This is a genomic window from Ascidiaceihabitans donghaensis, assembly GCF_900302465.1.
Classification (GTDB): domain Bacteria; phylum Pseudomonadota; class Alphaproteobacteria; order Rhodobacterales; family Rhodobacteraceae; genus Ascidiaceihabitans; species Ascidiaceihabitans donghaensis.
Window position 1 is genome coordinate 3,532,673 of the sequence record NZ_OMOR01000001.1, and the last position, 24,487, is coordinate 3,557,159.

26 protein-coding genes are annotated in these 24,487 nt (G+C 56.5%); 9 read left to right on the plus strand and 17 right to left on the minus strand.

Translation table 11 applies throughout. The features are described from left to right. Positions 1 to 59: 59 nt before the first annotated feature. Positions 60 to 1,166, minus strand: a complete 1,107-nt coding sequence (leuB, locus tag ASD8599_RS17600; RefSeq protein WP_108829747.1) for a 3-isopropylmalate dehydrogenase — start codon at positions 1,164 to 1,166, stop codon at positions 60 to 62. A gap of 205 nt (positions 1,167 to 1,371) precedes the next feature. On the opposite strand from leuB, the gene ASD8599_RS17605 reads away from it, so the two are divergent. Continuing rightward, a complete protein-coding gene (locus ASD8599_RS17605; RefSeq protein ID WP_108829748.1) occupies positions 1,372 to 1,665 on the plus strand; it encodes a hypothetical protein in 294 nt (97 codons plus the stop codon). Positions 1,666 to 1,725: 60 nt separating this feature from the next. On the opposite strand, the gene ASD8599_RS17610 is transcribed toward ASD8599_RS17605, so the two are convergent. Both ASD8599_RS17610 and ASD8599_RS17615 read right to left on the minus strand, forming a co-directional pair. Continuing rightward, a complete protein-coding gene (locus tag ASD8599_RS17610; RefSeq protein ID WP_245926094.1) occupies positions 1,726 to 2,694 on the minus strand; it encodes an endonuclease/exonuclease/phosphatase family protein in 969 nt (322 codons plus the stop codon). A 38-nt stretch (positions 2,695 to 2,732) separates the two neighbouring features. Then, positions 2,733 to 3,572, minus strand: coding sequence for a hypothetical protein (locus tag ASD8599_RS17615; protein WP_245926096.1), 840 nt, complete (start codon positions 3,570 to 3,572; stop codon positions 2,733 to 2,735). A 446-nt stretch (positions 3,573 to 4,018) separates the two neighbouring features. On the opposite strand from ASD8599_RS17615, the gene ASD8599_RS17620 reads away from it, so the two are divergent. After that, positions 4,019 to 4,405 carry a CVNH domain-containing protein gene (locus ASD8599_RS17620; RefSeq protein WP_108829750.1) on the plus strand — a complete coding sequence of 129 codons (387 nt, stop codon included), beginning with the start codon at positions 4,019 to 4,021 and terminating at the stop codon, positions 4,403 to 4,405. A gap of 118 nt (positions 4,406 to 4,523) precedes the next feature. Here the strand turns inward: ASD8599_RS17620 and leuD are convergent, their stop codons facing one another. Continuing rightward, positions 4,524 to 5,129, minus strand: coding sequence for a 3-isopropylmalate dehydratase small subunit (gene leuD / locus ASD8599_RS17625; protein ID WP_108829751.1), 606 nt, complete (start codon positions 5,127 to 5,129; stop codon positions 4,524 to 4,526). Positions 5,130 to 5,228: 99 nt separating this feature from the next. Here leuD and ASD8599_RS17630 point away from each other — a divergent pair, with 99 nt between their 5' ends. Then, on the plus strand, positions 5,229 to 5,444 hold the full coding sequence (locus ASD8599_RS17630) for a hypervirulence associated TUDOR domain-containing protein (protein ID WP_108829752.1): 216 nt from the start codon (positions 5,229 to 5,231) through the stop codon (positions 5,442 to 5,444). 31 nt (positions 5,445 to 5,475) lie between these two features. Here ASD8599_RS17630 and leuC read toward each other — a convergent pair whose 3' ends face one another. Continuing rightward, positions 5,476 to 6,879 carry a 3-isopropylmalate dehydratase large subunit gene (gene leuC / locus ASD8599_RS17635; protein WP_108829753.1) on the minus strand — a complete coding sequence of 468 codons (1,404 nt, stop codon included), beginning with the start codon at positions 6,877 to 6,879 and terminating at the stop codon, positions 5,476 to 5,478. 279 nt (positions 6,880 to 7,158) lie between these two features. Between leuC and ASD8599_RS17640 the strand changes: the two genes are divergently transcribed. From ASD8599_RS17640 to rlmH, 5 genes are all read left to right on the plus strand, one after another. Next, on the plus strand, positions 7,159 to 8,454 hold the full coding sequence (locus tag ASD8599_RS17640; protein WP_181364560.1) for a mechanosensitive ion channel family protein: 1,296 nt from the start codon (positions 7,159 to 7,161) through the stop codon (positions 8,452 to 8,454). Continuing rightward, positions 8,441 to 9,082, plus strand: a complete 642-nt coding sequence (locus ASD8599_RS17645; protein ID WP_108829755.1) for a hypothetical protein — start codon at positions 8,441 to 8,443, stop codon at positions 9,080 to 9,082. The genes ASD8599_RS17640 and ASD8599_RS17645 overlap by 14 nt, the downstream gene beginning before the upstream one ends. A 5-nt stretch (positions 9,083 to 9,087) precedes the next feature. After that, positions 9,088 to 9,885: a hypothetical protein gene (locus ASD8599_RS17650; protein ID WP_219928861.1), complete on the plus strand. Its 798-nt coding sequence runs from the start codon at positions 9,088 to 9,090 to the stop codon at positions 9,883 to 9,885. 143 nt (positions 9,886 to 10,028) lie between these two features. Continuing rightward, positions 10,029 to 10,394, plus strand: coding sequence for a ribosome silencing factor (gene rsfS, locus ASD8599_RS17655; protein WP_108830259.1), 366 nt, complete (start codon positions 10,029 to 10,031; stop codon positions 10,392 to 10,394). Positions 10,395 to 10,404: 10 nt separating this feature from the next. After that, a complete protein-coding gene (gene rlmH, locus ASD8599_RS17660; RefSeq protein WP_108829756.1) occupies positions 10,405 to 10,875 on the plus strand; it encodes a 23S rRNA (pseudouridine(1915)-N(3))-methyltransferase RlmH in 471 nt (156 codons plus the stop codon). A gap of 104 nt (positions 10,876 to 10,979) precedes the next feature. On the opposite strand, the gene ASD8599_RS17665 is transcribed toward rlmH, so the two are convergent. The 7 genes from ASD8599_RS17665 to ASD8599_RS17695 all read right to left on the minus strand — a co-directional run bounded on the left by ASD8599_RS17665 (position 10,980) and on the right by ASD8599_RS17695 (position 19,544). Next, the gene (locus ASD8599_RS17665; protein WP_108829757.1) at positions 10,980 to 12,296 is read right to left on the minus strand and encodes a M16 family metallopeptidase; all 1,317 of its coding nucleotides are present in this window, start codon (positions 12,294 to 12,296) and stop codon (positions 10,980 to 10,982) included. Next, positions 12,293 to 13,633 carry a M16 family metallopeptidase gene (locus ASD8599_RS17670; RefSeq protein WP_108829758.1) on the minus strand — a complete coding sequence of 447 codons (1,341 nt, stop codon included), beginning with the start codon at positions 13,631 to 13,633 and terminating at the stop codon, positions 12,293 to 12,295. The genes ASD8599_RS17665 and ASD8599_RS17670 overlap by 4 nt, the downstream gene beginning before the upstream one ends. Before the next feature lie 112 nt (positions 13,634 to 13,745). Next, positions 13,746 to 14,246, minus strand: coding sequence for a DUF3035 domain-containing protein (locus ASD8599_RS17675; RefSeq protein ID WP_108829759.1), 501 nt, complete (start codon positions 14,244 to 14,246; stop codon positions 13,746 to 13,748). Between the two features lie 55 nt (positions 14,247 to 14,301). Then, positions 14,302 to 14,802, minus strand: coding sequence for a signal peptidase II (lspA, locus tag ASD8599_RS17680; protein WP_108829760.1), 501 nt, complete (start codon positions 14,800 to 14,802; stop codon positions 14,302 to 14,304). A 12-nt stretch (positions 14,803 to 14,814) separates the two neighbouring features. Beyond that, positions 14,815 to 16,401 (minus strand): bifunctional phosphoribosylaminoimidazolecarboxamide formyltransferase/IMP cyclohydrolase, encoded by a 1,587-nt coding sequence (gene purH, locus ASD8599_RS17685; protein WP_108829761.1) that lies wholly within the window; start codon positions 16,399 to 16,401, stop codon positions 14,815 to 14,817. A 21-nt stretch (positions 16,402 to 16,422) separates the two neighbouring features. After that, positions 16,423 to 18,165 (minus strand): heparinase II/III family protein, encoded by a 1,743-nt coding sequence (locus tag ASD8599_RS17690; RefSeq protein WP_108829762.1) that lies wholly within the window; start codon positions 18,163 to 18,165, stop codon positions 16,423 to 16,425. Between the two features lie 110 nt (positions 18,166 to 18,275). Beyond that, complete coding sequence (locus ASD8599_RS17695) at positions 18,276 to 19,544, minus strand: RsmB/NOP family class I SAM-dependent RNA methyltransferase (protein WP_108829763.1); 1,269 nt, start codon at positions 19,542 to 19,544, stop codon at positions 18,276 to 18,278. A gap of 88 nt (positions 19,545 to 19,632) precedes the next feature. On the opposite strand from ASD8599_RS17695, the gene ASD8599_RS17700 reads away from it, so the two are divergent. Beyond that, positions 19,633 to 19,818 carry a DUF1674 domain-containing protein gene (locus ASD8599_RS17700; protein WP_108829764.1) on the plus strand — a complete coding sequence of 62 codons (186 nt, stop codon included), beginning with the start codon at positions 19,633 to 19,635 and terminating at the stop codon, positions 19,816 to 19,818. A 19-nt stretch (positions 19,819 to 19,837) separates the two neighbouring features. Here the strand turns inward: ASD8599_RS17700 and ASD8599_RS17705 are convergent, their stop codons facing one another. From ASD8599_RS17705 to ASD8599_RS17725, 5 genes are read right to left on the minus strand one after another with little or no spacing between them, the layout of a single operon-like run. After that, positions 19,838 to 20,572 carry an SDR family NAD(P)-dependent oxidoreductase gene (locus ASD8599_RS17705; RefSeq protein ID WP_108829765.1) on the minus strand — a complete coding sequence of 245 codons (735 nt, stop codon included), beginning with the start codon at positions 20,570 to 20,572 and terminating at the stop codon, positions 19,838 to 19,840. Continuing rightward, positions 20,569 to 21,147 carry a DUF3833 family protein gene (locus tag ASD8599_RS17710; protein ID WP_108829766.1) on the minus strand — a complete coding sequence of 193 codons (579 nt, stop codon included), beginning with the start codon at positions 21,145 to 21,147 and terminating at the stop codon, positions 20,569 to 20,571. Before ASD8599_RS17710 ends, ASD8599_RS17705 begins: the two co-directional genes overlap by 4 nt. Positions 21,148 to 21,150: 3 nt before the next feature. Next, positions 21,151 to 22,407 carry an MFS transporter gene (locus ASD8599_RS17715; RefSeq protein ID WP_108829767.1) on the minus strand — a complete coding sequence of 419 codons (1,257 nt, stop codon included), beginning with the start codon at positions 22,405 to 22,407 and terminating at the stop codon, positions 21,151 to 21,153. After that, complete coding sequence (locus tag ASD8599_RS17720) at positions 22,404 to 23,168, minus strand: DUF1365 domain-containing protein (protein WP_108829768.1); 765 nt, start codon at positions 23,166 to 23,168, stop codon at positions 22,404 to 22,406. The genes ASD8599_RS17715 and ASD8599_RS17720 overlap by 4 nt, the downstream gene beginning before the upstream one ends. Next, a complete protein-coding gene (locus ASD8599_RS17725; RefSeq protein WP_108829769.1) occupies positions 23,165 to 24,478 on the minus strand; it encodes an NAD(P)/FAD-dependent oxidoreductase in 1,314 nt (437 codons plus the stop codon). Before ASD8599_RS17725 ends, ASD8599_RS17720 begins: the two co-directional genes overlap by 4 nt. Between the last annotated feature and the right edge of the window lie 9 nt (positions 24,479 to 24,487).

Below are 24,487 nucleotides of genomic sequence, written 5' to 3' on the forward strand. Positions count from 1 at the left end.
TCACAAACAAAAAGCGGCAGGAGAAATCCCGCCGCTTTTGTCATACCTTTGATGTGTGATTACAGGCTTGCGTCCAGCGCCGCCAAAATCGCATCGCCCATGCCGGTGGTGGAAACTGGCGTGCCGTCTTCCGGTCCCATAAGGTCCGCGGTACGCACGCCATCTGCCAACACTTTTTCCACCGCTTGTTCCAGACGTGTGGCTTCATCGCCTTGATCAAAGGAATACCGCAACGCCATCGCAAAGCTAAGTGTGCAGGCAATCGGGTTCGCTTTGCCTTGGCCTGTGATGTCGGGGGCAGAGCCGTGTACGGGTTCATAAAGCGCCTTTGGACGCCCGTTCGCCGCAGGCGCCCCAAGGCTGGCCGATGGCAACATGCCAAGCGATCCGGTCAACATCGCAGCACAGTCGGACAAGATGTCACCAAACAGGTTGTCTGTCAGGATCACGTCGAATTGCTTGGGCGCACGAACCAGCTGCATGGCGCCGTTGTCGGCATACATATGGGACAGTTCCACGTCGGCGTATTCGGCTTGGTGGATTTCCATGACCACATCGCGCCACAGGATACCGCTTTCCATGACGTTGGCTTTTTCCATCGAACACACTTTGTTGCCGCGACGGCGGGCCAGTTCAAAGGCGGAACGGGCCACGCGGGCAATCTCGGATTCGGTGTAGCGCTGGGTGTTAATGCCCACACGTTCGTTGCCTTCTTCGATGATGCCACGCGGTTCACCGAAATAGACGCCTGATGTCAGTTCGCGCACGATCATGATGTCGAGGCCAGCCACGATGTCTTTTTTCAGGGACGAGAAATCCGCCAATGCGTCAAAGCACTGTGCAGGGCGCAGGTTGGAAAACAAATCCATCTCTTTGCGCAATCGCAGCAAGCCGCGTTCGGGCTTTACGGAGAAATCCAGATCATCGTATTTCGGGCCGCCTACAGCGCCCAAAAGAACTGCATCCACTTCAAGCGCTTTCGCCATCGTGTCGTCGTGCAACGGCGTGCCGTGTTTGTCATAGGCCGCGCCGCCCACAAGGTCCTCAGAGACGTCAAAGCCAAGATCACGGTTCGCCCCGAACCAATCGATGATGCGTTTCACTTGGGCCATGACTTCGGGGCCAATGCCGTCACCGGGCAGGATCAGAAGCGAAGGGTTGGACATGTGGGCTACTCCGGTTTGTAAATGTTTGAGGCGGGGTAGCGCGTGGGGGGTGTGGGGTCAAGTTTTGGGTCGTGGTTCCAGTCCACCTCTCCGCTTTGTTTTCACTCCGAAACGATCAGCTTGCTTTTTTGAACTTAAAACTTGCAAAATGCAGCGTAACAGCTGTCTTTTTTGCAAAAAGCATTCAATGGATAAAGGGAAATAGATGAAGAATGTATATTCAAGTACTCTGCTGACGGCAATTCTTGTTGTCTGTTCCGCGACCATGTCAATCGCCGGTTCCGGCGCCTTCAAGAATGGCGATCAAAAAATCAAATTGCACTGTAACGACCTAGGTTGCTTTGAGGCAAGGTATAATCCGTGGGAAGAAGAGTGGGAACCAGGGTTCATCAAAATTGGACCCGGCGGGAAGACAAATTACGATGCCCATGTTGAAAAGCTGAAAGAGCTTGGCTTTACGAAGTGCATTTTCTGTGGTGGTCCAAAGTACCCTGATTGAACTCATACTACCGACATCAACCACCTAGCTTGCTTGCTTGGAAAAACTGCACGAATTGGTTTAGCCCCCGTTCAAGTCTACCCAAACCAACCTGTGCCGACTGGCCTCTTGCACGACGTCCCAAAACGCATCGTCAGGCCATGGCCACATAACGCTGCGGTCCACGACCTGCCAGTCGGCTGAGGGCAGGATGTAGCCGACGCGCAGGTTGCCCGGGGTCGGATCACTCCAGTCGGCGGTGTCGGTGCCTGCGGCCCCTGTGGGTGACGGATCTTGCAGGCGCGGGTCACGCAGAAGGCTTCGGATTGCGGGTTTTAGACCATCGCCATCCAAGGGGTCCAGATTGGCGTCACCGATGACGATAAAACGATCAGACGGGACATCGCCGTATGCGCCATCAAGGTATTGCTGCCAAAAGATAATTTCATCGTGGTTGCGCCGCCCGTTGCGGTCTTCGGGACCATCAAAGACTGGAGGTGTGGCGTGAAAGGTCAACAGATGCACAACACCCAACGGCGTATCTATCGGCACCACCCAATGCGCGGTTGAAGACAAACGTTGTGCGGCAACGGCTTCGGCGCTTGGAAACGGCGCACCGTCCACCTCGGGAAGCAATGCACCGGGAATATCCGTCCAAAGTAGCTCCGAAAAATCCTGCACCTTAGCTTCAACGATGGGGTAGCGCGACAAGATGGCCATACCGCCCTGCCCTGAAAACCGGCCATAGCCTTGGGCGTCGCGTGGGCCGCCCAGCCGTCCATCGCCATCCATATCAAGGCCCGTGCCCATACCTGTGTTGGGAAGACGCGCAAAGCTGTAGGGGTAGTCGTCCAGCCGCCTGACAAGCTGTTCAAGCGCAGCGCCCGTCAAATCATAATCGATGTTTTGCAGGACCAGAATGTCAGCGTCGGCGGCTTTGATAACCTCGATGACGGCCTTGACCTGAGGATCATCACCTTTGGCGATGTCGCGCAACAACAGGCCCGGACCCTTGCGTTCAAGTTCAGTGTTGTAGGTGGCAACGCGCAACGGGCCGTCCGCAAGGGACGCAAACGGCCATGCAGCAATCAGGCAGGCTGCAATCCATCTGCGTGTTCCTGCGCGTAAGTGCGGCGACGCTTTTCTTGAATCATATCCGCGATTTTGCCCATGGCGATACCACGCATGATCATACTGGCAGGAAGAAAGGCCCATGCGCTCATTGTCCAGATCAGGGTTTGCGGGTTTTCCAATGTGATAGGGCTTATCAGATCAGAGGCCGCTTTGACCACCGCGGGAATAAAGAAGGGCAGCAAGAACCCCACAGCAACATTGAATCGTGCGTCACGGCGCAACCGTGTCACCACGTCGCCGCCCGCCGTGGGATCAAACATGGGCAGATTGATCCAAACGTTGAACGCGCCCTTGCGCGACGGCCACCCCAAAACACGAACCATCACAAGAAAGCACGTCATAGCGCACAGCGAGACCAGATAAGACAGGCCCGCAGCCGTGCGTACATTGCTGACGGTTTGTTCAGAAACATCGTTGGACAGCATCAGCACGACAAGACGTACCGGAGAAAACGGAAAGTCGATCGCATTGCCGATAATCAGCCCGATAGACGTCAATGCATTGGTCAAGCCGGACGGCAAAGCCTGCCCTTTGATGATCAAGGACAGGACCAGAACAGTCGCAAACAACGCTGTGAAACGCAATCTGTTGAACGGGGCCGCATCGCGGAACTCTACGATCGACGGAGATTTGGAATTGTATTCCGCAAAGGTCAGGAACCCAGCCAGCATCGCTGTCAGCAACACAATCTGTGAGCTGTCAGCCTGCACGTTGGGCAACACCAACGCGGGCAATGCAATCAGCACTGCAACTAAGAATCCACGCGCAAAAGCGCCTGATGTTCGAGCTATCACTTTTCGATCCCTTCAACTTGGCCAGATGCGATACGTGCCGCAATCTTGTTCCAACTTGATCCCGCGCCGATTAGGGCAGGCTGCCTCATTCTTGCCTCATTTGTGCCTTGTATCGGCTGGCGGCTCAAGCTGATTGGTTAATTTCTACTCACAGGTTGGGCATTTTCAGGGAGGGGGTGGTGCGATATTACATCAACTTTGCGGCGCTTTTTGGACCGCCTCTATATATTGTGGGCTGCGCCGCATCCGCCACAACAGCGGCTTCAAAATCGGCCCTGCAGGGTTAACATTCGAATGCACCACTCTTTCACTGGGATTTACGAAATTTCCTGAAAATCCATCCACACACTCTATACGTGTTGCGATTTCCACCGTAGCGTGAGCCATGCAAAGCATTTTCTTTGCAATTTCGAAAAGCTACTTTTGCAACATTCAGGACTTTGATTATGAAAAACTTCTTTTTGACCGCTGCTTTTGTCTGTGCCGCAGGCGGAGCCTATGCCGCGCCAAGCACCTTCCAACAAACCTGTTCCAACATCGAATTCGCCTATCTGGGTTCCGATGCCGGTGTCGCCGCCACCTGTTTGACAGCAGCCGGCGCTCCCAACCAGACATCCATTGTCGTTCCGGGGATCAGTAACGAAAACGGCACTTTGACCCGGAGCGGCGGCGCAAGCAGCTTTCAAAAAAGCTGCGGCAACATCGACATCCAGATCACAGGTACAGCTGGCGTGTTTTTGACCGCCTTGTGCCGTGATGGAAATGGCAACAGCCAATCCACATCCATCGAGATCGAGGGCTTGGGCAACAATGATGGCAACCTGGCCTTCTAAAGCTTGCTTTCGGGCCACGCCATTTGTCTTCTCCCGGGCGTGAAACCCAAAAAGGGCTGCGATCTTTCGCAGCCCTTTTCACGTTTCGAGATGTCACGCGCCAAAGCGTCGGATCGTTTTAGACCCAAGGGCGTGCTTGTGACGCCGTCGCTTCAAATGCATCAATGGACGCAGCTTTTTCCATGGTCAAACCAATGTCGTCCAAGCCTTCCAACAAGCAACGCTTTTTGAACGCGTCGACTTCAAAGCTGAACACTTCGCCATCTGATGTGGTCACAGTCTGCGCTTCGAGGTCCACGGACATACGGGCATTCGCCCCTTTCTCTGCATCTTTCATCAGAACGTCCACGGCCTCGGCTGGCAGTGCGATGGGCAAGATGCCGTTTTTGAAACAGTTGTTGTAAAAGATGTCCGCAAAGCTGGTAGAGATCACGCAACGGATACCAAAGTCCTTGATGGCCCATGGCGCGTGTTCGCGCGAAGACCCGCAGCCAAAGTTGTCACCGGCCACAATGATTTCTGCTTCGCGGTAGGCGTCCTTGTTCAGCACAAAATCCGCGATTTCGTTGCCTTGGCGATCAAAGCGCATTTCGTCGAACAGATTCGCGCCAAGGCCCGAGCGTTTGATGGTTTTCAGGAACTGCTTTGGGATGATCATATCGGTGTCGATGTTGACCAGCGGCATCGGCGCCGCGATGCCCGTCAGTGTGTCGAATTTATCCATGGTTTTTCCTTTGGTTGGTGCGGGGCTGGGAAACGGGACGTGGAACCAAATTGCTGTCCGCGTGTTTGGCCCATAAGCCGCACAAAAAGAGGATGTTTGATGTCATATCGTGAGGGAACGGAAGTAGAATGGGATTGGGGCAACGGCACGGGCACAGGCAAGGTCGTCAAGCGCTATACCCAAAAGATCACCCTGACGCTGTCGGGCACCGAAGTGACCCGCAACGCCAGCGACGACGAACCGGCCTACAAGATCGAACAGAACGACGGCAGCGAAGTGCTGAAGTCCGGCAGCGAATTGCGCAAGGCCAGCTGACGCAGTATATGGGCGGTGTTGCCCCATCCGCTTACATCAAGTCCCGTACGTCAGTCAGTTTACCCGTCAAGGCCGCAGCAGCAGCCATCCCCGGTGACACAAGGTGAGTACGCCCCTTATAGCCCTGCCGCCCTTCGAAGTTGCGGTTTGAGGTCGATGCGCAGCGCTCGCCCTCTTTCAGCTGATCAGGGTTCATCGCTAAGCACATGGAACAGCCCGCAAGGCGCCATTCGAAACCGGCCTCCTTGAAGATGTCCGCCAGCCCTTCTTCTTCGGCTTGCGCACGCACAAGACCCGATCCCGGCACAACCATCGCCCGTTTTACCTTGATCTTCTTGCCTTTCAGCACCTCGGCTGCGGCACGCAAATCCTCGATCCGGCCGTTGGTGCAGGACCCGATAAAGACCGTGTCGATTTCAATATCTGACAAAGCCATGCCCGGTGTCAGGCCCATGTAGTCCAAAGACCGCTGCGCCGCGTCTACCTTCCCGCCGTCAAAGTCGGTCGCCGCTGGCACAGTGGCCGTGATCGGCAAAACGTCTTCGGGCGATGTGCCCCAAGTGACAAGCGGTGCGATGTCTTCGCCTTTGATGGTGATGATTTCATCCCATGCCGCATCGTCGTCGGAATACAACGTCTTCCACCAGTCAAGCGCCGCTTCCCACTGCGCACCTTTCGGGGCGTGGGGGCGACCCATGCAATAATCATATGTGGTTTGGTCCGGTGCGATCAGACCCGCGCGTGCACCGCCCTCAATCGCCATGTTGCAGACGGTCATGCGCCCTTCCATGGACAAATCGCGGATTGCTTCGCCGCAATATTCGATGACAAAGCCAGTGCCGCCCGCGGTGCCGGTCTTGCCAATGACCGCCATGGTGATGTCTTTCGCGGTCACACCGGGCTTCAGCTTGCCGGTGATTTCGACCTTCATGTTTTTGGATTTCTTCTGGATCAGCGTTTGGGTCGCCAGAACATGTTCGACCTCGGATGTGCCGATGCCGTGGGCCAAAGCGCCAAACGCGCCGTGGGTGGCTGTGTGGCTGTCACCGCACACCACGGTCATGCCGGGCAGCGTCCAACCCTGTTCGGGGCCGACGATGTGCACGATGCCCTGACGCACGTCGGACACAGGGTAGTAGTGAATGCCGAAATCCTTGGCATTCTTGTCCAGCGCCTCAACCTGAACACGGCTGTCTTCGGTCATAGTGGCTGCGTTGGCACGGTCCAGCGTGGTGGGGACGTTGTGGTCCGGAACCGCAATAGTCTTTTCGGGTGCGCGGACCTTACGGTTTGTCATGCGCAGACCTTCAAAGGCCTGTGGGCTTGTCACTTCGTGGACCAAGTGGCGGTCGATGTACAACAAGCAGGTGCCGTCGTCGGCTTCATGCGCCAGATGCGCATCCCAGATTTTATCATAGAGCGTTTTGGGGGACATGTGGTCCTCTCCCTTTTATAGGTAAACAGTCGTGGGGTGGGGTAAGGTGTGCCTGTGGCGCACCACTATAGCCGCGCCAACACCGTGTGGGTGACGCCGTAAAACCGTTCGCGCAGTCGGGCGCGATCACAGATATCGAAAAGCTGTGTCATAGTTGTGGGATACAGCGACAGGCCGAGTCTCGCAAGGGTGTGGATTGCACCACATCCGCCATTCATGCAAAGTTTGACAAAGTAAGGGGTGCATATGGGCAACGACGAGACCGCAACAATCGACTTCATGGCGCAATTCAGCTCTTTGCTTATCTCCGCCAGCAACTTCGCCCAAAGCTTGCTGGTGCCCGGATGGCGTTTATATCAAGTGCTGATCGTTTTGGGATTGATGGTGCTGGCCTATGGCTTGCACAAGGTCTCCGACATCTGGCTGCAAAACTTTGTGCGCAACCGTGACGGTTGGAAAACATGGCAACTGCGCATGATCGTACAGATCCGCAGGCGCCTCGGATTGATCTGGTTTTGCTTTTTCGCATGGGGCATTTGGGCCGTTATGCAGGCCGTCACATGGCCCTCACGGTCCTATTTGATAGGATTGGCAGGCACTTTGGCCATCGCCTGGTTGGTGATCGGCTTTGCGACGCGGTTTGTGCGCAACCGTTTTTTGCGCCGGCTGGTGACGTGGTGTTTGTGGATCTACGTCACCCTGTATTACCTGAATTTGTCAGATGATTTCACCCAGTTTCTGGACAATCTGGACATAAGTTTCGGGGATTTTCGCATTTCTGTGCTGACGCTTTTGTCGGCGGTTGTTCTTATTGGCATCCTGTTCACAGGGGCGCGGCTGGTATCAAACACCACCGCAACCACAATCCGGCGCAACGAAGACATCAGCCCGTCAATGCAGGTTCTGGCCGTCAAAGCGGTGCAAATCCTGCTCTATGGCATTGCGTTCTTTGTGGGCATCAATTCGGTCGGCATCGACCTGTCGGGCCTTGCAATCCTGACCGGGGCCATCGGTGTGGGCCTTGGCTTTGGTTTACAAAAAGTCATTTCGAACCTTGTGTCGGGCGTGATCATTTTGCTCGATAAGTCGATCAAACCCGGCGACGTGATTTCACTAGGCGAAACCTTTGGATGGATACAAACGCTGGGTGCGCGTTACGCATCCGTCGTCACGCGGGACGGCAAGGAATACCTGATCCCGAACGAGGATTTGATCACCAACCAAGTGGTGAACTGGTCCCATTCCAATGACTACGTGCGGCTCGATATTTTCTTTGGCACTGCCTATGGCGATGACCCGCACAAGGTACGCGAACTGGCCATTGAGGCCGCAACAACAGTGGACCGCGTGCTGGACTACCCCAAACGCCCCGTGTGCCATATCGTAGGCTTTGGTGACAGTTCGGTGGATTACATCCTGCGTTTCTGGATCAAAGACCCCACGGGCGGGCTGACCAACATCCGCGGCGGCGTATATCTGGCGCTTTGGGATGCCTTCAAGGACCATGGCATTTCCATTCCGTTCCCGCAGCGCGAAGTGAAGGTGTTGAAAGACAGTGCCGATGCCATCGACTGAACAAATCAAGGTTTGGGCATGTTTGGCGGCACTGGTTTTGGCGGGGTTAGGCGCAATCGCTTGGGTTGCTGACAGCCTGCGTATGAAAGAGATGCGGTTAAACGTAAGGTCGCATCCTTCAACTCCGGCCATAATGACGTTGATCCACAATGATGTGATCGCCTTGGAAACCTCCGTAAAGGGGCGAGGCCATTCAAGATCGATGCTGTTTGATGGGCCCTTTTCAACGCGGTTGCGGTTTGATCTGACGTGGTTAGATGTCGAAGCCAAGCGCGGATATCGTGCCAAATTTGAGGTCGACGCCAAGAATATTTCCAGTTTTGGCGGCAAAGGCAAACGCGGATCGCTTTCTATTATCGCGGGACCGGGCGCAGATGTTCTGGTGGAAACCCCCAATGCCGAAGCACTGCGGATCATCGGATTGGGGCTGGATGTGGACCTGTCCAAATATCATACCGAAGACCTTGTTTTGGCACGGATATGTGCCACCGAAATCTCACTGGATGATCCATTGGTGGGCGGGGTCGAAGCCATTGTCTCGGAGCAGGATTTGCAGACCGCCAAGCGCAACAGCATTTTGTATGTGCGCCAAAATCCGCCATATGTCCCGTTCTGTGCAAAGGATTAACTTGCTTGAGAGCCTATCAGGCCTATCTCGTGGGGTCCTATGAATTGCGCGGAGGGCTTCAAATGCCCCAATTCAAAAACGACACCGTCCTCATTGTTGGCAGCGGACCTAATGCTGTCGACTGCACCCAATGGTTCGGCTTTGACCAGATCATTGCCATCAACAACGCGTGGCGGATCAGACCGGATTGGAATGCGCTGATCTATCCTGAGGATTTCCCGAAAGACCGGCACCCCCCAACCTTGCAGCCCTCCCAACGACGTATCGAGGCCGACCAGTTCGTTCCGGCCCAAAATGCGTACGGCGGGTTTGTCTATGCGGGGGCGACCATGGCGTTCACAGCCGGTTACTGGGCGCTGCACGCTTTGCGTCCACGGGTGATGGCCTTTATTGGATGCGATATGGTCTATGCCAAAACGGGCCCCACCCATTTTTATGGCACGGGCGCACCCGACCCTTTGCGCGACGACATCAGCTTGATGGACCTTGGTGCAAGCTCTGCGAGGCTGGCCCTGATGGCCGCAGCAGAAGGCACGCGCTGTGTGAATCTGTCCCAAGACGACAGCGCTTTGCTGTTTGAACGGGCCAAGCCTGCCGATTTGGCGCATTTGCCTGCTGCGCGCTTGCCGAACCCTTCAGCCTACGGAAAGGCGTTGGCAGCCGAAGCCAGACTTGGGTATTTTGTGCAAAACGGGCGGGTTTGGGAAGAAGCCCATAGGTTTTCACGCGCGCCTCTTTTGCATCTGCACGCGATGTGGCGTGCGGCATATGGTGCAAAAACGCATATGTGCGCGGCAGCTTAGGTCACTGTCATTGAACCTTAAGGTTCTTCTTGGTATGATTCCCTATCCCAGCGCCGGGGCTCTGACGGCGCGGTTCTTAGGAGGACAATGTCCTGTCAATCCAATCCGAGGTGGCATCGGCCACTGACGCGCAGGCTGCCGCAATGACGGCAGGCTACAAAACAGCCACAAGTGATTTGCTACTGGCTGCGATTTTAAAATCTTTAGACGACGATAAAGCCGAAGATGTTGTGCAGATTGATCTGCGTGGCAAGACGGCAATCGGCGATTACATGGTCGTGTGCTCTGGCCGGTCGTCCCGTCAGGTGGCCGCCATTTCCGAAAAACTGGTGGAGCAGCTGAAATCCGAGTTTGGCCGCACATCACGTATGGAAGGCAAAGAAACCGGCGATTGGGTTTTGATCGACACAGGCGATGTGATCGTCCATGTGTTCCGCCCGGAAGTGCGCGAATTCTACCAGCTTGAAAAGATGTGGATGCCGGGCACCGGAGCCGAAACCACGCACTGATCGCAAATAGATGCGTGTTCATATATGCGCTGTGGGCCGCTTGCGTGGCGGCCCTGAGGCGGACCTGATTTCCGACTACATCAAACGCTTTGATCGCACAGGCCGTGGCCTTGGCCTTGGCCCTGCGCGTGTTATTGAAGTTGAAGATCGCAAAAATGCGGGCATGGGCGCAGAGGCAGAACTTTTGCGCCGCGCCGTGCCAAAAGGCGCTGTCATCTGTTGTCTTGATGAACGTGGGAAAATCGAAACCTCACCCGCGTTCGCCAAGCGTTTGGGGGCATGGCGCGACACGGGCCGTTCTGATCTGGCTTTGATCATCGGTGGCGCCGATGGCATTGATAAAAGTCTGCGCAACGACGCGGATCATTTGTTGTCATTTGGCGCGATGGTTTGGCCCCATATGATGGTACGCGTCATGTTGGCCGAACAGCTATACCGGTCCGCTTCCATACTGGCGGGCCTGCCCTACCACCGCGTTTGACCACCCGAGTTTAATCAACCGGCCGCGCTGTCGCGCGACGTGATCCCTTTGGACGAGGGGCGTTGCCCCTCGCGCTCCCCAAAGTATTTGCGGCGAAAGGAAGCTCAGTTGTCTGTCGTGTTTTCCACACCGACCGGTTTTCCCACCACAACAAAATGAAGGCTTTCCGGTTTTAACAGCTCTGCTGCGACCCGTTTTACATCTTCCAATGTCACGGCTTCCACCTTGTCGTTGCGTGTCGCGATGTAGTCGATCGGAAGCCCGATCATCTGCATTCCCACCATGATTTTTGCGATAGGTCCGTTCCCGTCAAACCGCAGCGGGTACGCCCCCGTCATATAGGTCTTCGCGTTTTTCAGTTCTTCCGCGGTTACGCCGTTTTCTGCCGCTTTCGCCCATTCATCACGGATCACGTCAATTGCTTCACCAATCCGTTCGTTTGCGGAAGCAACCCGTCCCACGTAGGATTCGGCCAAATCACGAGGTGCGAGCGCGGAGTAGACCCCATAGGTCAGCCCCCTTTTTTCGCGCACCTCTTCCATCAGTCGCGATTCGAATGAACCGCCCCCAAGGATCTGGTTCAGAAGTGTTGCGGCAAAAAAGTCCGGATCACTTTGTTTGATCCCTTTTTGCCCGAACACAGCCACAGACTGAGGTGTGTTGAAGTCAATCACCGTCACCCCGCCCGGCGCCATCATATCTGTCCGTTCCGGCATAGTCCCGCCGGTTTTTGGCAAGTCCCCCAAAAGCGTATCCAGCAACGCCCCAAGTTCCTCTGGTGTGATGTCGCCCACCGCGCCCACATACAGGCGTTCTTTGTTCAACACGTCCTTATGCGCATTCACGATGTCATCGCGTGTCAGGGCAGCAACGCTGTCCAGTGTGCCGTCCAGATTGCTGCCGTAAGGGTGATCGCCGTAAGACAGTTCTGCAAACGCCGCATCGGCAATCGTGTCCGGATCCTTGAGCCCCGACCGGATGCCCGTCAGCACTTGTTCGCGCACACGGTCAATATCGGCTTGTTCAAACCGGGGTTCGATCAGAGATGCCCGAAGAAGCGCAATCGCCTCGTCCCGGTTTTCGGTCAGAAACCGTCCCGATACAGACAGCCTGTCCGGCCCCACAGAGTATCCGAAGCTTGCAGCCAAGCCTTCCACGGCCTTGGAAAAACCCCGACTGTCCAGATCGCCGGCCCCTTCTTCCAAAAGCCCCGTCATCAGGTTAATGGCGCCCCGTTTTCCATCGCGATCCAGTGACGCCCCCCCTCGAAAACGCAGTTCAAGCGCCATGAACGGGATTGAGGGTTCCTGGACAAGCCACGCGGTGATCCCGCCCGGCGACACAACTTCTTCGATTTTGACTTCGGCGCGTGCAGGCAACGCCAACAACATGGCTGCAACCAGAATGCTTAGGACCCTCATTGGTTTGCTCCCTCTTCCTTCATAAGCCATCCGGTGACAGAGGCTTCGCGGTTGAATACCCGCTTGGCTGCAGCCATGATATCTTCACCTGTCACAGCGTCCAGAACATCAGGCCATGCCTGAATGTCCTCGACCGTCAGCCCCGATGTCAGTCCCGAGCCATAGCGTTGCGCGATCCCGTCGACATTGTCGCGGGCATAAATCTGTTCAGCGCGCAGCTGCATTTTCAACCGCTCAAGCTGTTCGGGGTCCACGCCATCAATCATGAACTGGTCAAGGGCTGCATCCATTGCGTCTTCGGCTTCTTGCAGGGTCACGCCGGGCGATGGCACGACAATGACATCAAAGGTCGTGTCGTCCAGTGAAGTACCGCGATAGAACGCCCCCGAAAATACCACGGTTTGCGTGTCGAACTGCAACTTTTCAGTCAGGTACGACGTGGTGCCACCGCCCAGAATTTCAGACAAAAATGTAAGGGCCGCCGCCTCTTGTTGCGCCCCGGCATCACGTTCTTGCGCCAGATAGCTACGCGCCACATATTCTTGTGACACACGCGGATCACGGAACATCAACCGGCGCTCTGCGGTTTGCGGTGGTTCTTCCGTGCGCAGGCGCGTCGGCAAATCGGGGTTCGCAGGGATGACGCCATAATGCTTTTCAGCCAGCGTGCGCACGTCTTCGGGTTCAACGTCCCCCGACACAACAAGGATCGTGTTGTTCGGAGAATAGTAGATTTCATAGAACGACAGTGCGTCGTCCATATCCAGTGTTTCCATCTCGTGCATCCACCCGATAATAGGCACACCGTAGCGATGGTTGTGATATTGCACTGCATTCATTTGTTCGGAAAACAGCGCACGGGGGCTGTTTTCAGTGCGTTGGTTGCGTTCTTCGATGATCACATCGCGTTCGGTTTCAATATTCTTCTCCGTCAAACGGATGTTACGCATCCGGTCGGCTTCCATAGACATCATCAATTCCAAACGGTCCGCTGCGACACGCTGGTAGTAGGCGGTGTAATCGTAGCTGGTGAACGCATTGTCGCGCCCCCCATTGGCCGCAACCACGGACGAAAATTCACCCGCTTCCATTTTATCGGTGGCCTTGAACAGAAGGTGTTCCAGAAAATGCGCGACGCCAGACGATCCCTTAGGCTCATCAGCAGACCCTGCACGGTACCACAGCATATGTTGCACAACAGGGGCGCGGTGATCTTCAACCACAACGACCTGCATGCCATTGTCCAAGGTGAACGTTGTGACTTGGTCTTCGGCTGAGGTGGCGGCCACAGGCGTCAATAATGCCAGCGAAGTCAGGGCAGCGCGCAATAGGGTCATAGGCGATCCTTTAGAATGGGTGTGCGTCATGGATCACAAGATACGTCTTGCGGGGCATGCTTCAAGCGCACTGTCAAAAATGTGAGGTCCAAATGCCAGACAACAGGCACAGTTAATTTGAAGGGGGGGCCGTAGGGGTTGGCACACCGGCGCGCCGGTACTGTGTTGCGACACGATCGGGATCAATGGCCTGACGTTTGTAGACCTGATTGTAACGGTCCACCGGAACGATCCGGTATTGCGTCAACCGACCGCGACGTTTGCGGAAATCTTCGTCTTCGCTGGCCAGTTGGGAACGGATGCCGCGCGTAACACCAAAACGGCTGGCGTGGCTGACAACTGCGCCGTCGCGTGCAGGCACAGCCGCTGCGGCAGAGGTCCTGCGCCCACCGACGACAATGGCCCCGTCTTGCAAGGGTGTAGGATCGGTAATGTTGTTCGCGCCCGGCGTGGGTGCTGGCAACGCGGCATAGCTTTCAGGTGTTTCCAACGGCTTTGCTGGATTGATGATGAATTCATCCGGCCCATCGCCAGAGCCACGCAAATCACGCAGGCCCGTGTTGGCACACCCCGTGATGGCCAGCATCAGCACAGCAGTCACTACAAAACGCATCCCGTTACCTTCCACTTCCCTGTCGCTTCTCAATATCGCAGTCCGGGCACATATGTCACGCCCCCTTTTTGCGCCCCTTCTTCGGGTCGTCTTTTCCTTCGTTGGCAAAAAAGATCATACCCAAAGCGCCTACGACAATAAACACATCCGCCACATTGTAGACCGTGGGGTTCACCCACCCGCAACACGATGTGTTCAGAAAATCCAAAACATATCCGTACCACATGCGGTCCACGACATTGCCCAGCGCACCGCCGATCAAAAACCCCGCGCTTGCGTGAACGATCAAAGGCTGCCTGCGTTTGCGCATCCAAAAGACCACGGCCACACAAATAACCACAGCCAACCCGATCAACACCCAACGCATCACGTCGTTATCGCTGGCAAACAGCCCGAAATTGATACCCCGGTTTTCGCCATAGCTGAAGTTCAACACCGGTGGGATCACCGGCAACATGTCAGGACGTTTCCAAATTTCCATAACATGGACCACCCAGTATTTGCTGGCTTGGTCCGCCAGAAAGGCGATCATGGAAAAGAGAAACATCAGGCGCATCGGGTTTTGTCCTTAGTGGCGGAAGTGGCGCATGCCGGTAAAGACCATGGCAAGGCCGGCTTCGTCTGCGGCGGCAATCACCTCATCGTCGCGCATGGAGCCACCAGGCTGGATCAGGGCCGTGGCGCCTGCTTCTGCGGCGGTAATCAATCCATCCGCAAAAGGGAAAAACGCATCCGATGCGACGACAGACCCTTGGGTCAATGGCGCAGGAAGCCCCATTGCTTCGGCCATATCCTGCGCCTTGCGTGCGGCGATGCGCGTGCTGTCTACGCGGCTCATCTGGCCTGCCCCCACACCCACGGTGGCGCCGTCCTTGACGTAAATGATGGCGTTGGATTTTACGTGTTTGGCCACAGTCCACGCAAACATCAGGTCGGACAGTTCCTGTTCCGTCGGCTGGCGCTTGGTCACGACCTTGAGATCATCACGCGTGATGAATCCGTTATCTTTGTCTTGCACCAGATAGCCACCCGACACCTGACGGATGGTTTGTCCAGCGGCCTTGGCATCCGCCAAACCGTCCGTCGTCAACAAGCGCAGGTTCTTTTTCTTGGCAAACACAGCACGGGCCGCATCATCCGCACCCGGCGCAATCACCACTTCTGTGAAAATGGCAGAAATTTCTTCCGCTGTGGGGCCGTCCAACGGCTGGTTTAGCGCGATAATGCCACCGAAAGCCGACGTGCGGTCACAATCAAATGCACGGGAATATGCCTGCGCCAGCGTATCACCGGTTGCAACGCCGCACGGGTTTGCGTGTTTGATGATGGCCACTGCCGGGCCATTGGCGGGATCGAATTCAGACACCAGTTCAAACGCTGCATCGGTGTCATTGATGTTGTTATAGGACAGCTCTTTGCCCTGATGTTGTGCAGCTGTGGCAACGCCCGGGCGCTCTGATCCGTCTGTGTAGAACGCAGCCGCCTGATGCGGGTTTTCGCCGTAGCGCAAAGTCTGCGCCAATGTGCCACCAACGGTGCGGCGGCGTGGGGTGTCGCCGATCTGGCTGGCCATCCATGTGCTGACCGCTGTGTCATAGGCCGCGGTGCGCGCATACGCCGTTTGGGCCAAGCGCTGGCGCAGGGCATAGGTCGTTTGCCCGTCGTTGGCGGCCATATCGGCCAGAACCACATCGTAGTCTTCCACATCAACAACCACATTCACAAAGCCGTGGTTCTTGGCAGCAGAGCGGATCATCGCCGGACCGCCAATGTCGATGTTTTCGATCATCTCGGCGTATTCTGCGCCACGCTTCAACGTCTCCTCAAAGGGATAGAGGTTGACGACAACAAGATCGATGGCCCCGATGTCATGCGCGTCCATCGCCGCCACGTGGGCATCGTTGTCGCGCAGCGCCAACAAGCCGCCATGCACAACAGGGTGCAGCGTCTTGACGCGTCCATCCATCATTTCAGGAAAGCCCGTGATTTCGGATACATCTTTTACGTCCAGCCCCGCGTCGCGCAACGCTTTGGCCGTGCCCCCCGTCGACAACAATTCAACCCCGCGTGCGGCCAACGCCTTGCCAAAATCAACCAATCCGGTTTTGTCGGAGACTGAAAGCAATGCGCGGCGAATGGGGTACAGATCGGTCATAGAAAAGGCGTCCTTTGGAAGTTATTCAGAGTAGTCAGGTTCATCCCGGCTCAGATCGCGAATGCCAATGGCAGTTTCCTGCGCCTTGGACAAGGACCAGCGGATGCGCGTGGCATACTCTATCGCACGACCAGATAGAACGATCTGTTGTGACGCACGTGGCTTTAATCTGCCTTTTTCCAGATAAACACTTGGATCAAGGGACAAATTATCTTTGCCTTCATGGCGGAAAACCCAGATTTCCCCGCTTTTGAGCGCCATAGACACGGCAGAACCGCCCAAATCCAGCGTCGCGTCCACTTCGGGATGCAGGTGAAAGCGTATCTCGTAGGGGATGCCCGCCAGTCGCGCGGCGTCCATTGAGGCGTCGAATTTGCGTTTTGGGCCGTCTTCCATGGCCAGTAGCATGTCTTCGCCTGCCATCGCGCGGCCATCGAACGTCATTTCCAATGTGCGTGCATGTGTCAGGCCATGAACCGGCGCAAAGCCGTCATGCCCCCCTTGAAAACGCAACCCGTCGGGGGCCTGACTCATTTCGATGGGCACATGTTTTGGCCCGTCCACCAGTTCTTCATGTGCGCTGCTGCGGTCCGCATCGCCCAACCGTGCGCTGGAATAGCCATCCAAACACAACGTCGAATGGGACGGGGTCGCGCGGCCGGCGCGGCGCCATTCCGCGCCAAAGGTTTCCCCCGATCCACAGTTCACGATCAACGGCCTGCGCCCAGACGTCAGTTCAAACGACAGCGTGGACGCATGTCCGTCATGGGATGCTTTGCCTTTGGGCGGCAGGCTTGCATCCACGATCACCGACGTGCGCCCTGCCGACAGTCGCGCAAATCCCATGGCAAGCCCGTCCACTTGCACCGCTTTCACCCCTGCAGATGCCAAAGCGTGATCCAGCCACCCTTCCATACCGCGCCCACCGCCATGGAACCGCGCCAAACCACCGTCGGCATGGCGCAGGGTCCGCAACGTGGGTGCGATCCGCGCGATGGCTGCGGTATGGGCTTCGGGCACGTCTTGCCCTGATTCCGAAACCACCGCCGCAGCCCATGTCAGCAACATGAACACGTCCAGCAATTCTTCGGGATTGCGGGTGGGCAATCCGCCTTGATCATCGATTTGGTTGCGACATTCGCGGGCCAAAGCCTTGATGGCGGGGGCCGCCAACGCTTCCTTGCCCTGCAACGACAGCCCTGCATGGATCAATCCTGTCAGCGCCTCAAAACGGGGCAAGCCGGGGCTGGCGCTGTGCCAGCGCTTGGACAAGAACTGCGTTTGCTGTGCCAAAGACCGATAAAATGCCTCGGAGGCCTGCCCATCCTGACCGCTTAACAAAAAGAGCGCATGATTGATCCATCGGATCAAACGCCGCCCCGTCAGATCAGGCGTCCATCCGGGGCCAGAGCCACGCCCATAGCGCTGTATCCAGTCCCATATCCACGCTTGTGCTTTGCTGCGCGCTTTTGCGTCCCCAACAGCGGCCAGATCGTCCATCCATGCAGACCCGTGCATCTCTGCATCATAGGCCGGATCAGGGGTGTTCAACTGCCAAAGCGACGCGTCGGGGGCTTCGATCAGATATCCCGCAAACAGGTAATTGCCCGCAATCAGCTGTCGCCCACGGGCAAAGCTGCCAATGGTGCGGGGTTCGGGCGACGATGTAAAACCTTTGGCCGCCACCGCACGCGACGCCAACCGCGCATGAACGCGATTGAGCAAACGGGCCTTGCGGGCCTTAAAACCGTTTGGGTTGGACATAGTGCTCTGCCTTTTCACGCTCTGATGGCGTTTGGCTGCACTTTAGCTGGCGATCAAATTTAAGTCACTGATTTTCGTGTGCCTGATTTTTTGCATCGGCAGGGATTGGATCACGCCTTGCGAAGCGCCGCGATGTAGAACCCGTCCATGCCACCCTGATCCGTCCAGAAATCGGGACGTAAACGCAACCCGCCTTCTTGGGTCGTCCAGCTTGGATCGACACCATCCACCTTCAATGCGTCACGATCAATGGACAGGTCGGCATGACGTTCAAGCGCCTCTTCGATTTGCACTTCGCCTTCGTCCGGTAACAATGAACAGGTGCAAAAGACCAGTCGTCCGCCCGGCTTTAGAAGTGTTGCGGCATGGTCCAAAAGCTGCGCTTGCAGATCAATCAAAGCCCCGAATTCCGATCCGTCCTTGGCATGTGGCAAGTCCGGATGACGACGGATTGTGCCTGTGGCCGAACACGGCGCATCCAGCAAAATCGCATCATATTTCCCGTCCAGCGTCAAAGCATCCTGCACAACGACGCGGGCCTTCAGGCCGGTGCGGGTCAGGTTTTCCTGCACCCGCGCCATGCGACCTTTGGAAATATCTACACATGTCACCTCTGCGCCCATGGCCGCCATCTGCATGGTTTTGCCACCGGGGGCCGCACATAGGTCCAGCGCCTGCATCCCCGATTGCGGCGCAAGCACCTGCGCGGGGATTGCGGCTGCTGCGTCTTGCACCCACCATATGCCCGCGTCGTAGCCTTCCATTGCAGAAACCTGACGCGCATCTGTAACGCGCACGGACCCCGTGGGTAAAACGGAGCCGCCCAGTTTTTCAGCCCATGCCTGTGCGTCACCATTCACAGTCACATCCAACGGCGCCCCTGCAAAATGGGCTTGTTCGATGTGCCCCATTGCCTCTGCCCCCCAAGCGTCTGCAAGCGGACCACGCAGCCATTTGGGCAAGCGCGGGGCGCGCAGTTTGCCCCACTCTTCTGGCCCTTTTGCCGCAACCTTGCGCAGCACCGCATTGGTCAGACCTTTCATTTTGCCGTAGCGCTTGTGTTTGGACACCAGCTCAACCATCGCATTGACAACGCCGTGTGCCGCTTCGCCCTGACACAGTTCTACCGCGCCGACGCGCAGGGCATTGTGCACCATCAAGGGGGGCGTGCGTTGCAGGTGTTTTTGTAGAACACGATCCGCACGTTCCAGCCCGCGCAGCGTTTGGGTTGCAAGGCGTTGCGCACGGGCGCGATCGCTTGCGTCCAGCTTGTCCAGTGTACCTGCGCCAAGCACCTCGGACATCAATCGCCCTTCGCCCAAGACCTGATCCAACACGTAAACGGCCGCCCGCCGCGCTTGCACACCTGTGTCAGACATTTCTCAACCCTTATATGTCATGTGTCACGGGTTGCCCCCGCCAAGACCCGGCGTATATCAAGGGGACAGCCGCAAAGGAACCCACCCCATGAGCGAAGACAGCAAAACCCAAAAGGCCCTGCCAGACGCCGCCAAACGCGCTTTGGCCGAGGCCGAAGCCCGCCGCAAAGCCGACGCAGGTCTTGATTTGCCCACAGAACTGGGTGGGCGTGACGGGCCGGAACCCGTGCGCTTTGGGGATTGGGAACGCAAAGGCATCGCTGTCGACTTTTGATTGCGATGCTTTGCGGGCTTTAGGAAAAGATGCGGTAATACAGCCAGTCCGGCAAGAAATTCGCGCCCCGAAACACCAGCGAAAAGAGCCTTGGAAAGCTCTTTTTGAACGCAGTGTCGTTCATGTGTTCAAACATCTCGCGCGCCGCCATGTCGGTTTCCATGATGAAGGGCATGTTGAAATCATTCTTGTCGGTCAGTTGCGTTTTGATGAAGCCCGGATTGCAGACTTGAACACGCACACCCGTTTTACGCAAATCGGCATACATACATTCCGCCAAAGACATTGTTGCCGCTTTTGACGCGGTGTAGCCAATGCTGCCGGGCAAGCCGCGGAACCCCGTCAGGCTTGAGGTAATGACGATGTGCCCTGCATCTTTGGAAACCATCTGCGGCACAACCTGCCCCAAGACACGCACAAAGCCTGTAAAGTTGATGTCTGCCATTGCAGTGGCTTGGTCGGCGTTCCAGTCTTTTGCACCAAACGGCCAGTAAACACCGGCCAGAAGCACGACGCCGTCCACGTCCCCCACAGCCTTTGCCGCCGACTTGACGCTGTCATCGTCTGAAATGTCCATGACCTGAACAGACGCTTTGCCTGGCAAATCCGCGACGATCGCTGCCAGTTTGTCTTCAGAACGCGCAGAGAGCACAACCTCTGAGCCGGACCTGCTGAGAAGGCGCGCCAAAGCTTCACCCAGCCCGTCGCTTGCGCCCACCAACCAATATCGTTTGCCTTGCCACTCGGATGTCATGCCGCCTCCTTGATGGTTTGTTCTGCGGGACGCATCGTGGCCACCAGCTCTGCAACCTTGATCCCGAACTTACGGAACTGCGACCGGTTCACGATGGTTCCATTCGGCGCCAGATACATCCAGTCTACGGTGTCCAAAACATGGCCTCCCGCGCTGTCTGGCAATTGGAAGCGGTATTTCAGCTGCACAGAAGCGCCCAATTGCACCCCCATGCCTTCGCCCACCACATCAGAGGCCGTGGCTTTGATGCGCCCGTCGTTGCCCAAAGACAGGTTCCACTGACGGTCTTGCGTGGATCCGTCATGATAGCGGAAATGTTCGCGCATCACCCCTGAATTTCCGGTCCATTCGCAATCAAATTCGCCAACAAACCGGCTGGTGACGCGACCAAGCGGGCCGTAGATGACCCCTTCGCACACAATCGGGCCATTCAGGTGTTGGCGCACATCAAATTGCGTATCGTCTTGCGCATAGTCATCGGGGCTTTGCGCCACAAAACTTGCATAGCGCTGTCGCACCCAGTTCAAAAGCAGCACAATAGCCACCCCTGCAATCACGTAGAAAATACCGTCCATCTGTCAGGTCTCCTCGAGGTTGGTGGCTGCCAAAAGCAGCACTGCGACGGCCTTAAGCGCACAGGGCACAGCCGCATAAAGTAGGGAAAGCAAACCAAGGGCTTGCACTGAATTGGTCGCTGTACCGCTTTGAAACCCCACCGCGTCCAACGCGGGCAAAAGGGTGACAGCGGCAAAGGCCAAGGTAAATTTCGACACAAACGCCCAAAGCCCGAAGCCTTCGGCGGCAGAGGGCGAAATCTTGGCCATTCGTTTGGAAAAGATTGCAGGCAAAAGCGTCAAATCTGCCCCAAGGGCTGCCCCCGACACAACGCAGATCACTGCAAAATATGGCCAATCACCCGCGCCCAGAAACATCGCACATCCCAGCGACACGATCGACACGACCATCGAAAACAGCAGCGCCTGCTTTGCGCCAATCCGTTCCGCTAGAAAGCTCCAGATCGGGGATGCCAGTGCGGCCGACAGGAAAAACAACAACAGCAATGGCCCTTCCAGCCCGGGCGCATCCAGCCTGCTTTCCACAAAGAACAGGAAAAGCGTGGAACTGACGGCGACAGGTGCGGCATTCACCATAGCGATCAGCAAAAGCCGCCGCGCCACTGTGTCTTGCAACACCACGCGAAACCCCGACGACCGCGCCGCGGTGCCGGAATCCCATTCGTGCTGCATCATCACCACAGACAACACCGCCCAAACCGCAAATCCCACTGCAAATCCCGCGAAGGGGGCACCAATCACGCCACCCAACACAACAGGGGCAATCGCGGCGGCACACACCCCCAGCAAAGCACCGGTTTCGCGCCACCGCGCCAAACGCAAGTGTCCGTTGCCCCCCAGTTGGTCGGCCTTAATGACGCCTTGTGCATAGAAATTGATGGTCAAAAAGGAAAACCCCGAAAACACCAGCGTCAGCATCAAACCGAACCAGATCAGCGGCGCAATCGGCGGCGTGACCGCGAACAGGCCAACCATCGCACCGCCCATCACCGCGCAGCCAATCCCAACGGCCAGCGCGCGCCGGTCACGCAGTTTTTCTGACACCCGCCCGAACAGCGGGTCTTGCACCACATCCAGCAAGCGCAAGCCGAACAAAACGGCCCCCAAAGCGGCCAAAGACACGCCGTACTCATCGACATAGAACTTCGGCGCATGGATATAAATCGGCAATCCCGCCGCCGCCAAAAGCGCTGCAAACACAGCGTAAGACGGCAAGCGCAGCGGGCTGCGTTCAGTGACATGATCAGAGGTTGAGGTCATCCCCGCGACACCTCTTGTTTCGGTGGTTCCGGTGACCGTCTGAAGGTTGCTTTTTTCACCCAAAGCTTGATGGCTTGCCAATGGATCAGCGCCAGAACACGGCGCGACCCAAAGGGACGACGCAGCAAGGCACGCAAAATGCTGGCGTTGGATAAGGGGCGGCGTTTGCCTGTCAGCGTGGCAATCAAACCGCCGCCAGCACGCGAATAGTCGATCCAGATACCGATACGGTCTTCTGTAATGTCAAAGCGAAATTCGTAACCGCCCTCAACGGGCTGAAAGGGCGACACATGCAGGATTTTGACCGCCCCCAACCGGTCTTCAGGGGCAATCGGGCGCATGTCGGGGTGATGCACCAGATAGGAGTGACGCACGCCAAAGGTGTTGGTCACTTCCGCGATCACCGCAATCAGCGCGTCGTCTTGCCCACGACGACACAGCCAGAAGCTCACCGGATTGAACACATGCCCCAAGAAACGGGGCTGGGCCAAAAGTTCGATGCGAGCGACACCATTGATCTGGTGCGCCTCAAGCACATCGCGAACCCACCGCGCCCCGCGCCCGTGTTTGGGCGGGCCGCCATGATCGCTGTCATGAAGACCTGCAACGCCACGCCCGTTGCGCTTGAACAAGGACGGCGTGTCCAATGCGGCCTCTGCATCCAGCAGCACATAGTCGATGGAATAGCGAAACGCGTTGTCCACGTCGCCTTTGCGGCCATGAAACGTCTGGCCTGAAATATGATCAATGCCGCGGGTCACTCGGCCGCCAAAGCCAACGTATCACGGGCTTGCATAGCACGAACCACGTTTACCGCACTGTCCAAGCCGTCTTCGTGAAATCCATGACGCATCCAAGCCCCACAAAACCATGTGTTGTTGTCACCGTTCATAGCACGCACCGCGTCTTGCGCTGCCAATGCCGCTGCATCATAGACCGGATGGCGCAAGGTGACTTGGTCATAAATCAAATCGGGGTCGATGTGTCGCTTGGTGTTGAGCGTCACAAAGAAATTCTGATCCAGCTTGATGGGTTGTAGCGAATTCATCCAATACGTCAGATCAATGGTATCGTCCTGCACAGTCGCGTCTTCGGTGTAAACCCAGGACGACCATGTGGCCCGGCGGTGTGGCATGATGCTTTCGTCAGAATGTAAAACGATGTCGTTTGGCTGGTATTTGATTGAACCCAGCGCCGCGCGTTCGCCTGCACCTGCATCATCGCCCAGTATTGCCAATGTATCGTCGGAATGGGTGGCAAACACCACATCGTCGAACTCAGCCCAGTCGACGCCCTGCGCTTTAATGCGCACACCGGAATCGATGCGTTGCACAGATTGAATGGGGGCAGACAGTTGAATGTCGACACCGCGTCCCAGCATCGCGGCCTCAAGGCGGCGCACATATTCGATCGAACCACCTTCAACAGTGTACCACTGATGTTGTCCCGTGGCGCCCAGCAATGCGTGGTTTTCAAAGAACTGGATCATGGCGTGGGCCGGAAAGTCCATGATCTTCTGGGTCGGTGTCGACCAGATGGCACCAGACAGCGGCAGCAGGTAATAGTCGCGAAAGTAATCGCCTGTGCCCAAAACTTTTAGAAAGTCTCCGACGCTGAGACTGCGGTCTTGGGCGACGCGCAACGCATTTTTGTTGAACCTGAAAATGTCGCGTATCATCCCCAGAAACTTTGGGTTCAACGCATTTTTGCGTTGGGCGAACAAACCATTGAGGCTGGCCAATGCGTATTCGAACCGACCGCCACCGATAGACGCCCCAAAGCTCATGTTGCTTTTCACAACCGGCACATCAAGTTCATCAAAAAGCTGCGCCATGTGCGGATAGTTGGCATAATTGAAGACGATGAACCCGGTATCGACGGGTTGGTCCATGTTCGGCCCCGCCATGCGTGTGCGGGCATGACCACCTATGCGGTTTTCGGCCTCGAACAGCGTCACATCCGACGTCTCGCTTAACATGTAAGCAGCGCCCATGCCTGAAATACCAGCGCCTATAACAGCAACTTTGCGACGATGCGACTTAGGGGCGGGCGGGGCGTTTTCAAAGGGCATTCAGTTGGT

What these genes read in the sequence shown, in the direction of transcription:
- leuB (WP_108829747.1), bottom strand. Translation starts at nt 1,166, where the DNA reads ATGTCCAACCCTTCGCTTCTGATCCTGCCCGGTGACGGCATTGGCCCC.
- ASD8599_RS17605 (WP_108829748.1), top strand. Translation starts at nt 1,372, where the DNA reads ATGAAGAATGTATATTCAAGTACTCTGCTGACGGCAATTCTTGTTGTC.
- ASD8599_RS17620 (WP_108829750.1), top strand. Translation starts at nt 4,019, where the DNA reads ATGAAAAACTTCTTTTTGACCGCTGCTTTTGTCTGTGCCGCAGGCGGA.
- leuD (WP_108829751.1), bottom strand. Translation starts at nt 5,129, where the DNA reads ATGGATAAATTCGACACACTGACGGGCATCGCGGCGCCGATGCCGCTG.
- ASD8599_RS17630 (WP_108829752.1), top strand. Translation starts at nt 5,229, where the DNA reads ATGTCATATCGTGAGGGAACGGAAGTAGAATGGGATTGGGGCAACGGC.
- leuC (WP_108829753.1), bottom strand. Translation starts at nt 6,879, where the DNA reads ATGTCCCCCAAAACGCTCTATGATAAAATCTGGGATGCGCATCTGGCG.
- ASD8599_RS17640 (WP_181364560.1), top strand. Translation starts at nt 7,159, where the DNA reads ATGGCGCAATTCAGCTCTTTGCTTATCTCCGCCAGCAACTTCGCCCAA.
- ASD8599_RS17645 (WP_108829755.1), top strand. Translation starts at nt 8,441, where the DNA reads ATGCCATCGACTGAACAAATCAAGGTTTGGGCATGTTTGGCGGCACTG.
- rsfS (WP_108830259.1), top strand. Translation starts at nt 10,029, where the DNA reads ATGACGGCAGGCTACAAAACAGCCACAAGTGATTTGCTACTGGCTGCG.
- rlmH (WP_108829756.1), top strand. Translation starts at nt 10,405, where the DNA reads ATGCGTGTTCATATATGCGCTGTGGGCCGCTTGCGTGGCGGCCCTGAG.
- ASD8599_RS17665 (WP_108829757.1), bottom strand. Translation starts at nt 12,296, where the DNA reads ATGAGGGTCCTAAGCATTCTGGTTGCAGCCATGTTGTTGGCGTTGCCT.
- ASD8599_RS17670 (WP_108829758.1), bottom strand. Translation starts at nt 13,633, where the DNA reads ATGACCCTATTGCGCGCTGCCCTGACTTCGCTGGCATTATTGACGCCT.
- ASD8599_RS17675 (WP_108829759.1), bottom strand. Translation starts at nt 14,246, where the DNA reads ATGCGTTTTGTAGTGACTGCTGTGCTGATGCTGGCCATCACGGGGTGT.
- lspA (WP_108829760.1), bottom strand. Translation starts at nt 14,802, where the DNA reads ATGCGCCTGATGTTTCTCTTTTCCATGATCGCCTTTCTGGCGGACCAA.
- purH (WP_108829761.1), bottom strand. Translation starts at nt 16,401, where the DNA reads ATGACCGATCTGTACCCCATTCGCCGCGCATTGCTTTCAGTCTCCGAC.
- ASD8599_RS17690 (WP_108829762.1), bottom strand. Translation starts at nt 18,165, where the DNA reads ATGTCCAACCCAAACGGTTTTAAGGCCCGCAAGGCCCGTTTGCTCAAT.
- ASD8599_RS17695 (WP_108829763.1), bottom strand. Translation starts at nt 19,544, where the DNA reads ATGTCTGACACAGGTGTGCAAGCGCGGCGGGCGGCCGTTTACGTGTTG.
- ASD8599_RS17700 (WP_108829764.1), top strand. Translation starts at nt 19,633, where the DNA reads ATGAGCGAAGACAGCAAAACCCAAAAGGCCCTGCCAGACGCCGCCAAA.
- ASD8599_RS17705 (WP_108829765.1), bottom strand. Translation starts at nt 20,572, where the DNA reads ATGACATCCGAGTGGCAAGGCAAACGATATTGGTTGGTGGGCGCAAGC.
- ASD8599_RS17710 (WP_108829766.1), bottom strand. Translation starts at nt 21,147, where the DNA reads ATGGACGGTATTTTCTACGTGATTGCAGGGGTGGCTATTGTGCTGCTT.
- ASD8599_RS17715 (WP_108829767.1), bottom strand. Translation starts at nt 22,407, where the DNA reads ATGACCTCAACCTCTGATCATGTCACTGAACGCAGCCCGCTGCGCTTG.
- ASD8599_RS17725 (WP_108829769.1), bottom strand. Translation starts at nt 24,478, where the DNA reads ATGCCCTTTGAAAACGCCCCGCCCGCCCCTAAGTCGCATCGTCGCAAA.